Annotated in this window: 10 protein-coding genes and 1 pseudogene; 4 read left to right on the top strand and 7 right to left on the bottom strand. The window is 71.5% G+C overall.

The features are described from left to right. The first annotated feature begins 204 nt into the window (after nucleotides 1–204). Nucleotides 205–2,010: an alpha/beta fold hydrolase gene (locus ACFRAR_RS16130; protein WP_380698691.1), complete on the top strand. Its 1,806-nt coding sequence runs from the start codon at nucleotides 205–207 to the stop codon at nucleotides 2,008–2,010. 121 nt (nucleotides 2,011–2,131) lie between these two features. Here ACFRAR_RS16130 and ACFRAR_RS16125 read toward each other — a convergent pair whose 3' ends face one another. Next, entirely contained in the window at nucleotides 2,132–3,223 is a 1,092-nt protein-coding gene (locus tag ACFRAR_RS16125) for a DUF5937 family protein (protein ID WP_380698690.1), read from the bottom strand. 100 nt (nucleotides 3,224–3,323) lie between these two features. Here ACFRAR_RS16125 and ACFRAR_RS16120 point away from each other — a divergent pair, with 100 nt between their 5' ends. Beyond that, nucleotides 3,324–3,542: a hypothetical protein gene (locus ACFRAR_RS16120; protein WP_380698689.1), complete on the top strand. Its 219-nt coding sequence runs from the start codon at nucleotides 3,324–3,326 to the stop codon at nucleotides 3,540–3,542. Between the two features lie 70 nt (nucleotides 3,543–3,612). Here ACFRAR_RS16120 and ACFRAR_RS16115 read toward each other — a convergent pair whose 3' ends face one another. The 5 genes from ACFRAR_RS16115 to ACFRAR_RS16095 form a co-directional block, all read right to left on the bottom strand. Beyond that, nucleotides 3,613–4,002 carry a GntR family transcriptional regulator gene (locus ACFRAR_RS16115; protein ID WP_380698688.1) on the bottom strand — a complete coding sequence of 130 codons (390 nt, stop codon included), beginning with the start codon at nucleotides 4,000–4,002 and terminating at the stop codon, nucleotides 3,613–3,615. 68 nt (nucleotides 4,003–4,070) lie between these two features. Then, nucleotides 4,071–5,060 carry an ABC transporter permease gene (locus tag ACFRAR_RS16110; protein WP_380698687.1) on the bottom strand — a complete coding sequence of 330 codons (990 nt, stop codon included), beginning with the start codon at nucleotides 5,058–5,060 and terminating at the stop codon, nucleotides 4,071–4,073. Beyond that, nucleotides 5,057–6,001: an ABC transporter ATP-binding protein gene (locus ACFRAR_RS16105; protein ID WP_380698686.1), complete on the bottom strand. Its 945-nt coding sequence runs from the start codon at nucleotides 5,999–6,001 to the stop codon at nucleotides 5,057–5,059. The genes ACFRAR_RS16110 and ACFRAR_RS16105 overlap by 4 nt, the downstream gene beginning before the upstream one ends. 617 nt (nucleotides 6,002–6,618) lie before the next feature. Next, entirely contained in the window at nucleotides 6,619–7,185 is a 567-nt protein-coding gene (locus tag ACFRAR_RS16100) for a DUF6461 domain-containing protein (RefSeq protein ID WP_380698685.1), read from the bottom strand. 110 nt (nucleotides 7,186–7,295) lie between these two features. After that, on the bottom strand, nucleotides 7,296–8,549 hold the full coding sequence (locus ACFRAR_RS16095; protein ID WP_380698684.1) for an MFS transporter: 1,254 nt from the start codon (nucleotides 8,547–8,549) through the stop codon (nucleotides 7,296–7,298). Nucleotides 8,550–8,843: 294 nt separating this feature from the next. On the opposite strand from ACFRAR_RS16095, the gene ACFRAR_RS16090 reads away from it, so the two are divergent. Further along, nucleotides 8,844–9,656, top strand: coding sequence for a hypothetical protein (locus ACFRAR_RS16090; protein WP_380698683.1), 813 nt, complete (start codon nucleotides 8,844–8,846; stop codon nucleotides 9,654–9,656). A gap of 51 nt (nucleotides 9,657–9,707) precedes the next feature. On the opposite strand, the gene ACFRAR_RS16085 is transcribed toward ACFRAR_RS16090, so the two are convergent. Then, nucleotides 9,708–10,304: a DoxX family protein gene (locus tag ACFRAR_RS16085; RefSeq protein ID WP_380698682.1), complete on the bottom strand. Its 597-nt coding sequence runs from the start codon at nucleotides 10,302–10,304 to the stop codon at nucleotides 9,708–9,710. Between the two features lie 557 nt (nucleotides 10,305–10,861). On the opposite strand from ACFRAR_RS16085, the pseudogene ACFRAR_RS16080 reads away from it, so the two are divergent. After that, nucleotides 10,862–12,889 (top strand): annotated as a pseudogene (locus tag ACFRAR_RS16080) (M4 family metallopeptidase); the annotation flags it as partial. Between the last annotated feature and the right edge of the window lie 98 nt (nucleotides 12,890–12,987).

Here is a 12,987-nt window from a genome sequence, read left to right as displayed (position 1 = left end):
CGGTTCAAGTGGGCGGGTGTGCTGTGCGCGGCGAGGCAGTGGGGTGCCGGGTTTCGCGGTGCATAGCGCAGATGAGGCGGATGGGAGTGGATATCGCAGCAACATCACTGGTTCTGATGAATGTTGATGGCGTATCAGTTCTGTTCTTCCTCTGATCTGATCATGATTCCGGTCGGCATCCGTTCACAGAGAAGGTGGTTCCGAATGACCAGTGACCAGACTCCGTCGGTCACCGAAGCGACGCTCACCGACATCGCCACCAACGGCGTCTGGGGCCCAGGCCACAGCGTCAGCCAGGCTGTCGTCGACGTGTCCCGGGCGCTGCTCGCTGCTCTCCAGGGTGAGGAGGGCGTCGAACTTCCGTCGGAGCTCTCGAAGCTGGTGGCCGATGTCCAGCGGATCGCCACGATCGCACTGCCCCGCATCGTCTCGCACGACGGTGTCCGGCTGTCGTCGTTCACGATCAAGCTGAACGACGGCGCCCCGCACCCCGTGGTGATCGTGCCCGCCGGCTGGAACCCGTTCGGCTGGCTGCCCTTCCTCTACGCATACCTCAAGCTGGCGCAGCGCGGCTACCACGTGCTGGCCTACTCCCCGCGCGGCATCGGCATCAAGGGCTGGCCGTCGACCTCCGAGGGTTTCATCGACGTGGCCGGGCCCAACGACTGGGCCGACGGCTCGGTCGTGATCGACTACGCGCAGGAGTCCCTGGAGCCCAGCCGGATCGGCTTCCTCGGCGAGTCCTACGGCTCCGGGATCAGCCAGCTGGTCGCCGCGCACGACCCGGCCGGCCGGGTCGACGCCGTGGTCGCGCTGAGCACCTGGGGGAACCTCGCCACCAGCCTGTACAACAACGGCACCCGGCACCTGGAGGCGGTGCAGGCGCTGATCGACTTCACCGGCGGCCCGCTGGAGGAGAAGTTCGACGAGGAGACGCAGCAGCTCCTCAAGGACTTCCTGAACGGCCGGAACCTCGACGAGGTGGTCGCCTGGGGCACCGAACGCTCCCCGCAGGCCTACGTCGACCAGACGAACGCGCGGGGCATCCCGACGTTCATCTCGAACACCTGGCACGAGACGCTGTTCCCGGTCAACCCGGTGCTCGACCTCTTCGAGCGGCTCACCGTGCCGAAGCGGCTGAACCTCTGGATCGGCGACCACGGCGCCCCCGAGGGCCCCGGCCTGGCCGGGCTGGTGACCGGCCTGCCGTTCCCCGGGCTGGCGGAGCCGACGCGGGAGGCCTACGAGTGGCTGGACCACCACCTGCTCGGCGTGGACAACGACGTGCCGAACTGGCCGGCGGTGAGCAGCCAGAGCATGTTCACCTACCAGACGGTCGCGATCCCGGGCGGCACCAAGCTGATCACCGTCCCGGCGCGCCGCGAGACGTACCAGGCCTGGCAGGAGGTCACCACCGGCAGCGAGAACTGGCACCTCACCGGCGCCGGCGACACCGGTGACGGCGCGCTGACCGACAAGCCGACCGTCGGATGGTCGCGGGACTTCGCGGCGGGCGCCCTCACCTCCTCCGTCGCGGGCGAGCTGCTCAAGACCGGGCAGCAGGAGTGGTTCGGCAACCCCAGGGTGTACGAGCCGGCGAACTTCGAGCGCGACCAGCTGCTGGTCTGGTCGACCGACCCGCTGGCCGGATCCGGCGAGGTGGCCCGCCGGATCCGGGGCGCCGCCACGGTGCGGCTCACCGTGCGTAGCAGCACCGACGCCGCCACGGTGGTCGCCTACCTGTACGACGTCGCCCCGGACGGCACCGCCCGGATCATCACCCACGAGCCGTACACGGCCACCGACCTGACCCCGAACGTCAACACCACCGTCGCCTGGCTCCTCCAGGCCGTCTCCTACGACCTGCCGGTCGGGCACCGGCTCGCCCTGGTGGTCAACAGCCGTGACCCGCTCTACTCCTACGCGGGTTCGGACCTCCCCGCCCTCACCACCACCACGGTCAGCTCCGTGAGCGGGAGTGAGGCCCGGCTGGAGCTGCCGCTGGGCTGACACCCCCGGGGCTCCACCGCCCGTACAGCAGCCCCGCCGTACACCGATCGGCGGGCTGCTGTACGGGCGGTGCCGGGGCCGGGCGCGGGAACGGTGACGGCCTCACCGTGTGATCAGCCCCCTACCGCAGCACCGACTCCAGGAAGTCGCTGCCCAGCCGTACGACCACCGAGAGGTCGAGCTGGTGCAGGACGTAGCGGCCCCGGCGCCGGGTGATCAGCAGTCCGGCCTTCCGCAGGACGGCGAGGTGGCGGGAGACCTCGGGGGCGGTGATGCCGTACGCGTCGGCCAGCTCGCTGGTCGAGTACGCGCTGCGCGCCAGGTTGCGGCACATGCTCATCCGCATCGGGTGGGTCAGCGCCTCCAGGCGCAGCCTGACCGTCTCCACCGGCTCGGTGCCGCCGACCTCGTGGGAGGCGACGGGGTACTGGATCACGGGCTGCCAGCCCGGCGAGTACAGGGAGAAGAGGTGCGGCCAGCCGAAGACCGTCGGCAGCAGGGTGACGGCGGTGTCGCGGGCATCGGTGCGCCCGTGCACCAGCTTGTCGACGACGATGCGGCTGCCGTTCCCGTCCTCCTCCAGGCTCAGCGCCGAGGACGCCGCCGCGAGGGCCTCGGCCAGGCCCTTGCGGCGCAGCAGCTCGGTCTTGTGCCGGGCGTCGGCGGCGAGCTGGACGCCGACCCGGCGCCAGGTGTCGGCGAAGAACGCCTGGTCGCAGTCCTCCAGCAGGCGCCGTATCCAGGCGCGGGTGGCGGTGGGCTCGGCGAGCATCCGCTCGACGAACGCCGCCTGACGCGGGCCGCGGGCCGCCGCGAGGTCGAGCGCGCGGCGCCGTGCCCACGCGTCGACCAGCGGCGACGGCAGGCCCTTGGGGTAGTGGCTGGTGCTGCACGAGATCTCCAGGGCCGCGCCGACGAACCTCTCGTCGTCCATGCGGTCGAGGTCGTCCAGCTCCTCGGCGAGGGTGTCCCGCGGCTGGGCGGGCATCAGGAAGTCGGAGCGTGTCGAGCGCCACATGAAGTCGGCTTCCAGCAGCCGGTCGGCCAGCTCCGCTTCGAGCGCGGCGGAGGTCGCCGTCGTCCAGGCGTGCAGCCTGGCGTGGTGGGCGGGTTCGGCGAGCGCGTGCAGCGCGTTGCCGAGCTCGGCCAGCGGCGAGGGGCAGAAGGTGATCCGCTCGTGCGGCAGTCCGGTGATGTCGATGGTCACGCTCACTCCCCAATGATGCCGGGCCGGGCGGGGGAGCTCGCACGCCGTTTGACGAGGGCCGTCAATCGACGGGACCGGCGTGGCGGCCCCGGTGGAAGGTGAGCGCATGAACGCACTGCAGCAGCACCTCTTCGACAGCTACCGGGCCGCCCAGCGCGACGAGCCCGCCCCGCCCGCCCCCGGCACCCACGACGTCGCGGTGCTGCGCGCGGCCCGTGACCAGCGCCGTTTCGAGGCCGTCCTCGCGGGCCGTCCCACCACCGGCCGGCTGCGCTTCGCCCTGCGCCTGGTGCTGCGCCGTCGGCGCAGCACCAGGGCCTGCTGACCGGGCCGGGCGACCCGTGCTCCGACAGCCCGTGCTCCGACGGCCCGGGCTCCCGGGGCCGCCCCGGCTGTCAGCCGTCCGTCCCGGCGGGGAAGGCCGCCGCGTGCGCCGCCAGGAACAGGGCGGTGACCTCCTCGCCGCCGAGCCCCTGGGACCGCGCCTCGTCCATCCACGCGGCCAGCGAGGCCCGCAGCGGCGAGGCGGGGCCCTCCTGCGCGGGTGCCAGGGAGCGGGTGATGAAGGTGCCCGCCCCCTGTCTGACCTCGGCGAGCCCCGCGCGCTCCAGCTCGCGGTACGCCTTGAGGGTCGTGTTCGGGTTGACCTTGGTGTCCGCCGCGACCTGGGCGGCCGTCGGCAGCCGGTCCCCGGGTTCCAGGGCGCCCATCCGCAGCGCCTGTTCGACCTGGCGCACGATCTGGAGGTACGTCGCCACTCCGCTGCGCTTGTTGATGCGGAACATGACCACTCGTCTCACCCCCTGTCTCGTGCTGTGGAAACGATACGCGTGTCACGCACGGTGCCGTGCCCCTACAGCTTCCTGGACACCCACCACACCGTGCCGACGGTGACGACCGCGGTGGCCGCGAGCAGGATGCCCGCCCCGGTCCACTGCATCGCCGGCATCTGGCCGAAGTCGAGGTACTTGATGACGTCGTTGACGATCCCGTGGTCCTTCAGGCAGGCGTCGGACGCCGCCGCCGTCTCCTTCGCGCACGTTCCCCAGCCGTAGAGGCGGCCGTCGGCGGTACCGACCCAGCGGTCGAGTTCGATCGGAGCGTCCAGTTTCTCGTGGATGGATCCACCGTAGGGAGAGCTGAACATCCGTGCCGGCGCGAGGTGCGTGTACAGCCGGTCCCAGACGATCTGGACGGCCATGGAGAACCCGAAGGTGACCGCCATCGCCGGGATGACCCGGCGCGTCAGCGTGCCGATGGCGATCCCGGCCGCGGCGAGGAAGAGGCACATCGCGGGGAGCATCGGTCCGGTGTGGTCGAAGATGCCTCCCTCGTACCACGGCCTCGGGAACACGGCGCGGTAGGGCTTCCACCACCAGGTGAAGAACGCCGAGAGCACCGCGCCGGCCAGCAGGGCCGCCGTGTAGCTCCAGCCGAGTTTGGCCGCGAGCCACCGGCGGCGGGACACCGACTGGGTGGTGACCAGTTGCAGGGTGCCGCGTTCGTGGTCGCTTGCGATCAGCGGGGCGCCGAGGAAGACGCCGAGGAGGATCGGCAGCGTGCCCAGCGCGGTGATGGTGAGGTTGATGTCCTGCGCGCCGGGCAGCGGCAGCGGTGGCTGCTTGTCCGGCCAGCCGATCGCCGCGAGGTTTCCGGCCATGCGGTCGCGCTGGTAGACGATCCAGGCGGAACCGAGCACGACCGCGGCGGCCACGGTGAGCAGGGCCGCGCGGTGCTGGCGCACGACCAGCCAGTTCACCCCGCCCAGCAGTCGGCGTCCGGGGCGCCGGACGGCCGTCCGGGGGGTGTCGGTCAGGGGGGTGTCGGTCAGGGTGGTGTTCATGCGGCGCGGGTCCCTTCGGCCTCGTGGCGGGCGCCGGGTGTGTACAGGGCGGGCGCGTCCGGCGAGCGCAGGTGTGCCAGCAGCACTTCCTCCAGGGTCGGCTCGACAGCCTCCCACTCGGGGCGCAGCGGGCCGTTGGGCCGGATCAGCGCCTGGAACTGCCGTCCCTGGACGCGGTGTTCGACGACGGTGTGCGGGGCGAGCGGGGCGAGCGGGTCCCCGTCGGTGACCAGTCCCGTCACCAGCGCGTGGGCCGGGACGAGTGCCTCCGTGTCACCCGCCAGCCGGACCCGGCCCCCGGCGAGGACCAGCAGGTAGTCGCACATGTCCTCCAGTTCGGCCAGCAGGTGCGAGGACATCACGACGGTGATGCCGCGCTCGGCGGCCTCCGCCATCAGCAGGGAGCTCAGGTCGTGGCGGGCCAGGGGGTCCAGATCGGCCATCGGCTCGTCCAGCATCAGCAGGTCGGGCCGTTTGCCGAAGGCGAGCGCGAACGCGACGCGGGTGTGCTGGCCGCCCGAGAGGGTACCGATCCGGGCGTCCATCGGCACCTGGCCGGCCCGGACGATCCGCTCGGCCGAGGCCGTGTCCCAGGCGGGGTTGAGCTCGGCGCCCAGGCGCAGCGTCTCCGCCACGGTGAACCCCTTGAACAGCGGTTTGTCCTGACCGAGGAACGCGATCCTCGGCCTCGTCGCCGCGTCGCCCGCCGGAACCCCGAAGACCAGCAGCTCGCCCTCCGTCGGCCGGATCTGCTGGGTGGCGAGCCCCAGCAGGGTGCTCTTCCCCGCCCCGTTGGGGCCGACGAGTCCACAGATGCGCCCGGCCGGCAGCCGGAACGAGCAGTCGCGCAGCGCCCAGCCGCGGCGGTAGCGCTTCCCCAGGCTTCGGGCCTCCAGGGCCCAGGCGCCGGGCGAGCTGTGCGGAGCGAATGCGTCTGACATGCGCACACCCTCAATTCCACTAGTCAATTAATGGAATCATGGTCTTGGCGGCGGGAGGGTGTCAAGGTCGGCCGGGAGGTCGCGAGGTGACGGTTCGGCGGGAGTGCGGGCCTCTCGCGGGCCGGGCCGCCCACCGCCGTGGCCGGCGTCCGCGGCCCCCGTAGGCCGAGCGGCTGGTCGACGGCGGCCGCCAGGCGGCGGCGTCCGAAGGCTTCTTTACCTGCTCATCATCCGTACACGCTCGATCCATGCCGTCCGGAGGGGTAAGTGCCCCGAAATTTGATGGGACTGACACATGATTGGATTACGAAGGATATTCGAGCGTTATTCCCGACTCGGGGTGCGTCTTCTACTGGGTCCTCCAGGAGAAGCTCGACAGTTACCCCGGCAGCAAGCGGCACAACAGCCCGCTCCATCGGGTGTCCGACCCCACCGTCTTCGAGCTGAACCGCAGGAGGATCTGCGACAGTTCGTTCGTCGCGTACCCGGCGGGTGTCGCGGGCAAGGAGAACAACCCGTCGTGCGACGAGTTCCCATTCGCCCGTTTCCGTGAGAGCGGCAGGCCTGACCCGGCGGGGGCCCGACTCCCGCCCGCACGACCGCTTCGGGGCGCGCCCCTACTCGGGGACCACCCCGCCGAGGAGCTCCTCGGTGACCACGTCCTCGTACGGCAGGCCGACCCCGAACGCCCGCTCGGCGAGCTTCAGCATCCCGGCGACCGACCCGGGCTCGGGCGTCTGCGCGGAGGGGTTCAGACCGACCTCCGCCATCACGGAGTCGAACCGGTCGGGGTCACTGCCGTGACGGATCCACGGCATGCCCGGATCGAAGCCGCACACCTCGTCCGTGTCCTCGCAGTACGTGAACCACGGAATGCTCGCCGTGCTCACCACCGCGAGAGCGCGCGTCCCGGCGGAGACCTTCTCCAGGACCCCGTCGCCGAACACCCGCGCCCCCCAGGCCTGCACCGCGAACGCCCACCCGTCGTGCACCCCGGCCCGGATCATCGTGACGTCGTCGTCCTCGAGCTGCCGCTCCTCGGCGTCCTCCTGGTCGATCATCTCCAGGCTCTCGGCGTCACAGCCCAGCCTGAGCAGGAGTTCCCGCGCCTCCAGGCCCTCCGCGAAGGTCACGGAGAAACCGTTGTCGAACACCTCCTCAAGCCATTCCATTGCGCTGCTCACCAAATCTCCCGTTCATCGGTGCCGGTCTGTCGTACCGGATACCGGCTGGAGATCAACATACCTATCGATAATTCCATGGCAACTTCGACCACGAATCGACAATCCGCCGCCTACTTCCGGGCCGTCACGGCGGCCGAGGGTTCCCCGGGCCGGGTGCGTTCGCCCCAGGCGGCCACCGCAGGGCCGGCCGCGCCCAGCGCGGCGAAGAACACGCCGAGGAGCAGCCACCCGGTGTGGCCGAGCGCGAGGACGACGCCGGTCAGGATCACGGGGGCGAGGGCCTGGCCCGCGTCGAAGCCGATGCCGAGGAAACCCTGGTACTGCCCCTGGGCGTGGCCGGGGGCGAGCCCGAAGCCGAGCGCGTAGCCGCCCGAGGACTCCCACACCTCGCCGACGCTGTGGACGCCCACGGCGAGGACGGCGAGCACCGGCGCGACCCAGGTGGGAACGTCGGCGGTCAGCGCCATCAGCGGGCAGCTGACGAGGAACAGGATCCCGGCGAGGCGCAGGGCGCGCCCGCCCTCCAGGGGGGTCTCCACCGTGGAGCCGAGCCTGCTCTGGAGCAGCACGCAGACGGCGCTGTTGACCGCGTAGACCGCGGCCACCGTCCAGCGCGGCGCGCCGGTGTGGGCGCTGAGCCAGAGCGGCAGCAGCAGGGAGATGCTCTGGTACTGCAGGCCCATGGCGCCGTAGAGGGCGACGAAGGACACGTACGGCCGGTCGGTCAGGACGGCCCACTGGCGGTGTTCCTCGGGCCGCTCCAGCGGTCGGTAGCGCGGGATGCCCAGGAAGGCGACCATGGCGGCGCCGGCGAAGCTGGCGGCGTTGGCGAGGATCAGCGCGCTGTAGGCGGCGCGGGTGTCGATCTGGATGGCGAGGGCCGCGCCCAGGGAGCCCACGACGAAGCCGAGGTTGACGAAGGTCCGGAGTCTGGCCCGGAAGGCGGCCGGGTTCTCGCTGCCGACCCTGGCGATGAGCGCGCCGCCCGCGGCGCTGCCCGCCGTGGCCGCCAGCCGGTCCAGGGTGGCGACCAGCGCGAAGGCGGACCAGCTGTCGATGAGGACGAACGCCGCCGTGGTGACGGCCTGCAGGCTCTGGGCCGTCAGACAGACCGCGCGCGGCCCGTACCGGTCGGCCAGGTTCCCCGCCGGCACCCCGGCCGCCAGGCCGCAGAGACCGGCGATCGTCAGGCCCGCTCCCACCTGGGCGGCGGGCAGGTGCACCACGAGCGTGAAGTAGAGGATGGCGGCGGTGTTGAAGAGACCGTTGCCGACCCTGCTGACGAAAGTGGCGATGATCAGCGCTCGCTGCGGTCCGGTACCCGCCCCGCCGCCCGCCTGCCGTACGGATCCCCTCCTGAACATGCCAATCAGGCTAACAGGGGCGCCTGCCGCGGGTCCGGGCGCTCTGCCCGGCCCAGCCCCGGAAGCGGGTTGAGTACGGATACTCATGTCGTCGGCCGGGTGGATCGGGCACGATTCCCACCGTGCACACGGCTGTCCGGTGGCCGGGCCGGGAGATGGCGGCCCGTCAGGGCGCCGGGGCGGAAACCCGGTCGGGCGTCGCGCCGGGCCGACGGTATGGTCACTGCCGGGGGGTGACACCCCTGTGTACGAAACACCGCATTCGACTACGAACCCACGGGGGTCCTTGTGTCCATGGTCCGATCCACCGTCAGGATCCCGCTCGCGGTGGGCGCGGCCGCGATGGCCGCGGCCGCCGTCACGGGATGCTCCTCCAGCTCGGGGTCGATCTACGACATCCCGACCGGGACCGCGGCCGGCCCCACCTCCCCGACGGCCGCCCCGAGCACCTCCACGGGCACCGGCCCGGCCGCCGCACCGACGCTCGGGACCTCCGGCGCCCCGGCGTTCGGCACCCCCAGCAGCACGCCCAGCGGCCCGCCGCCGCTCACCGGGGTGGACCTGAAGGCGTTCCTGCCGACCGCCGCGGTCCTGCCCGCCGGGTGGACGATCAAGGGCGACGGCAACGAGCACGACACCGGCACCGCCATCAACGACTACCGGGGCGACCCGCCGCAGATCAAGGAGCCGTGCAACCAGATGCGGCTCGCCGGGACCATCTTCTCCCAGGGCTACATGCTCTCGGGCGCGATGAACGAGGTCTACGACGACAAGCACATGGTCCAGGTCTACCTGGGCGCCTACCGCCCCGGCGACGCGGCCCAGCTGCTCACCGACCTGCGGGCGTACGCGGAGCGCTGCAAGACCTTCACCGGCAAGAGCGTGGACGGCATCTCGATCCCGATGACCGTGACGCTGAAGCCCGTACCGGGGCTCGGTGACGAGGCCTTCGACATGAAGCGGGTGCCCACCGGCCCGTACAGCAGCTCGGAGATCGTCGTGACCCGGATCGGGGACAAGGCGCTGTTCCTCAGCGGCGACGACATCCTGGGCCGGCTGCCGAACATCATGCAGCTGGCGGTGCCGCTGGCGAAGACCGTCAAGTAGCCGCCCCGGTCCGGCCCGTACCTTCCGCGCCGCCCGCCCGCCCGCGCCGCTCTACGGTGACGGGCGGTGCCCGACCGCCAGCCGGTGTCCGACCGGAGGCCGCGCCGGGTCGGGGGCCGCGGCGGCGGGTTCGCCGGGGGTCGGCCCGGCGCGCTCGGTGGGCTTGGCGGGCTCGGCCCGCTCGGCTCCCCGGGTGGCGACGGTCAGACAGGCCGCGATCAGCACGATGTTCTTGAGGATGTACTGCCCGTCCATCGTCGGGACGGGCGGGACGCCGTCCACCCACACGTCGTCGGGCAGCAGGGCGAGCGTCGCGAACACCCCGGCCATGTGCACGAAGAACACGGCCAGGGTGAGGGGCAGCAGCAGCCCGGTGACCAGGCCGGCCCCGATGAGGACCTCCATGAGCGCCAGCAGCGGCCGTGAGACGCCGGGTGGCACCAGGTCGAAGGTCATCACGCTCATGCAGCGGGTGGCGAGGTCCTCGGCGGGGCTGGCCCCGGGGACGAACTTGAGCAGCCCGAACCAGAGGTACACCAGCCCCACGCTGATCCGCAGGACCGCGGGGGCCACCCGCCGGTAGCCGCGGGAGAAAGCCTCGGTCCGGCGTCTGCCCGACCGCACCGCCCGTGCGAAATGCGACTCCATCCGCCCCTCCTTCAGATCCCTTCACAGTCCCCGGCACCAAAGAGGACGGGACGCACCGGGGCTGGCGGGATCCGGGTGAGGGGCTGCCCGAAGCACCAGCCGGGCGCGGACTGTCAGGTGCCGGCTCGGAAGCCCGCAGCCTAGCGCCCTTGTGCCGCCACGGATAGGTTGATCGCTTTGTCAGATGGTGGGATGACGCTCCGTCCGCGCGGCTGTTCGCTCCGTCCCGACATCGGGCCGGCCTTGACCGCCGCCTTGACCGCCGCCTTGACCGCCGACGGGTGGCCGGTGGACCCGCCGCCGCTCTCCCACCTCTGACGTGGTCTCAACCACTCGAAGGAAAGCCCAGCTCGGCGCGGAGCCGACCCTGCGGACTTGACAGAACTTGCCAACGCCGGGCCCCAGAGGTCCAAACCATTGACCCGGTCATGACGTCGTGTGAGTGTTCGGGAACCCGAGCGCGGACGGCCCGCACGGCCGTCCCCACAACACGGCCCTGCGGTGTGCCACCAGCCATGCCGTCCGCGTCGAGGAACCCCCACATGCAAGGAGCCTCGATGCAACACAGAGTTTCCGCCGGCCGGTTGCTGACCGCTGCGACCACCCTGACCGTGTTGGCCGGCATGATCGCCGCCACCGCCGGGCCGGCCACCGCCGCGCCCACCCCGGCCCCGGCGCCGAGCGCCCTGGCCGCCGCCGTGAACGCCGCCGACGCCGCGGCCGCGAGCGGGCTGGACGCGCTGGCCAAGGGCCAGGACGAGACGTACGAGCGCAAGGCCGTCACCCCGTTCCTCGGCGGCCTCTACTCCGTCTCGTACGAGCGCAGCTACCACGGCCTGCCCGTGGTCGGCGGCGACGCCGTCGTGCTCTCCGACGGGCAGGGCAAGGTCCGCGGTCTCCAGTCGGCCGCCCGCGGCCCGGTCAACGCGCCCACCAAGGCGAAGATCGGCGCGGACAAGGCGGAGAAGACCGCCCGCACCAAGCTGGCCGCCGTCGACTCGGTGGAGTCCCGCCGCCTGGTCGTCCGGGTCAAGGACGACACCAGCCGCCTCGCCTGGGAGACCGTCCTCACCGGGCACGACGGCAGCGCCCCCAGCCGGGTGCACGTCTTCGTGGACGCGACCACCGGCGAGATCGTCGACAGCTACGACGACTCCCGCGCCGGCACCGTGAACAGCAAGTGGAACGGCCCCGGCCCGCTCACCATCAGCACCACCAACTCCGGCGGCTCCTACTCGCTGCGCGACCCCAGCCGCCCGGGCCTGAGCTGTTCCGACAACAGCACCGGCCAGGTCTTCTCCAAGAGCTCCGACTCCTGGGGCAACGGCAGCCCCTCCAGCAAGGAGACCGGCTGCGGCGACGCCATGTACGCCGCCCAGCAGGAGTGGAACATGCTCCGCGACTGGCTCGGCCGCAACGGGCACGACGGCAACGGCGGCAGCTGGCCGATCAAGGTCGGCCTCAACGACGTCAACGCCTACTGGGACGGCAGCTCCGTGTCGATCGGCCACAGCCAGGCCGGCGAGTGGATCGGCTCCCAGGACGTCGTCGGCCACGAGTTCGGCCACGGCATAGACCAGTACACCCCCGGCGGCGCCAACAACGAGAACGGCCTCGGCGAGGGCACCGGCGACATCTTCGGCGCGCTGACCAAGGAGTACAGCAACCAGCCCGCGCCCTACGACTACCCGGACTACCTGGTCGGCCGCCAGATCAACCTGGTCGGCAACGGCCCGATCCGCAACATGTACAACCCCTCGCTGGTGAGCAACAACCCCAACTGCTACTCCTCCTCCATCCCCAGCACCGAGGTGCACGCGGCCGCCGGCCCGCTGAACCACTGGTTCTACCTGCTGTCCCTGGGCTCCAACCCGGGCGGCGGCAAGCCCTCCAGCCCGACCTGCAACAGCTCCTCCGTCACCGGCATCGGCGTCAAGCAGGCCGGCCAGGTCTTCTACGGCGGCATGCTGCTCAAGACCAGCGGCATGACCTACAAGCGCTACCGCACCACCACCCTGACGGCCGCCAAGAGCCTCGACCCGACCTGCGGCCTGTTCAACCAGACGAAGGCCGCCTGGGACGCGGTCAGCGTGCCCGCCCAGGCCGGTGACCCGACCTGCTCCGGCAACCCGAACCCGGGCAGCAACGACTTCTCGCTCTCGCTCAACCCGGGCTCCGGCTCCGTCCAGACCGGCGCCTCGACCACGGCGACGGTGAACACCACCGTCACCTCGGGCACCGCGCAGAGCGTCAGCCTGACCGCCTCCGGCCTGCCGTCGGGCGTCACCGCGAGCTTCAACCCCTCGTCGGTGCAGGCGGGTTCGTCCGCGACCCTGACCCTCTCGGCCTCCTCCGCGGCGGCCTCCGGGACCTACCAGATCACCGTGACCGGCACCGCCGGCTCCACCACCCACACCGCCCAGTACAGCCTGACGGTCGGCGCCGGCAACCCGAACCCGGGTGGCACCTGGGCCGCCGGCACCACCTACCAGGCCGGTGACGTGGTGACCTACAACGGGGTCAGCTACCGCTGCCTCCAGGGCCACACCGCGCAGATCGGCTGGGAGCCGTCGAACGTCCCGGCGCTCTGGCAGCGGGTGTGACCAGCCGCCGCTGACACCCGGTAACACCTGGTAGTGCCTGGTAGTGCCTGCCGAAAAGCCGCGCCGCGGTCCGTCGAGGG

The organism is Kitasatospora sp. NPDC056651, from assembly GCF_042792155.1.
Taxonomy (GTDB): domain Bacteria; phylum Actinomycetota; class Actinomycetes; order Streptomycetales; family Streptomycetaceae; genus Kitasatospora.
This window is presented reverse-complemented; position numbering and strand designations above follow the sequence as displayed.

Bases quoted from the DNA above. Each gene is read 5' to 3' on its own strand.
- ACFRAR_RS16130 (WP_380698691.1), top strand. From the start codon at position 205: ATGACCAGTGACCAGACTCCGTCGGTCACCGAAGCGACGCTCACCGAC.
- ACFRAR_RS16120 (WP_380698689.1), top strand. From the start codon at position 3,324: ATGAACGCACTGCAGCAGCACCTCTTCGACAGCTACCGGGCCGCCCAG.
- ACFRAR_RS16115 (WP_380698688.1), bottom strand. From the start codon at position 4,002: ATGTTCCGCATCAACAAGCGCAGCGGAGTGGCGACGTACCTCCAGATC.
- ACFRAR_RS16110 (WP_380698687.1), bottom strand. From the start codon at position 5,060: ATGAACACCACCCTGACCGACACCCCCCTGACCGACACCCCCCGGACG.
- ACFRAR_RS16105 (WP_380698686.1), bottom strand. From the start codon at position 6,001: ATGTCAGACGCATTCGCTCCGCACAGCTCGCCCGGCGCCTGGGCCCTG.
- ACFRAR_RS16095 (WP_380698684.1), bottom strand. From the start codon at position 8,549: ATGTTCAGGAGGGGATCCGTACGGCAGGCGGGCGGCGGGGCGGGTACC.
- ACFRAR_RS16090 (WP_380698683.1), top strand. From the start codon at position 8,844: ATGGTCCGATCCACCGTCAGGATCCCGCTCGCGGTGGGCGCGGCCGCG.
- ACFRAR_RS16085 (WP_380698682.1), bottom strand. From the start codon at position 10,304: ATGGAGTCGCATTTCGCACGGGCGGTGCGGTCGGGCAGACGCCGGACC.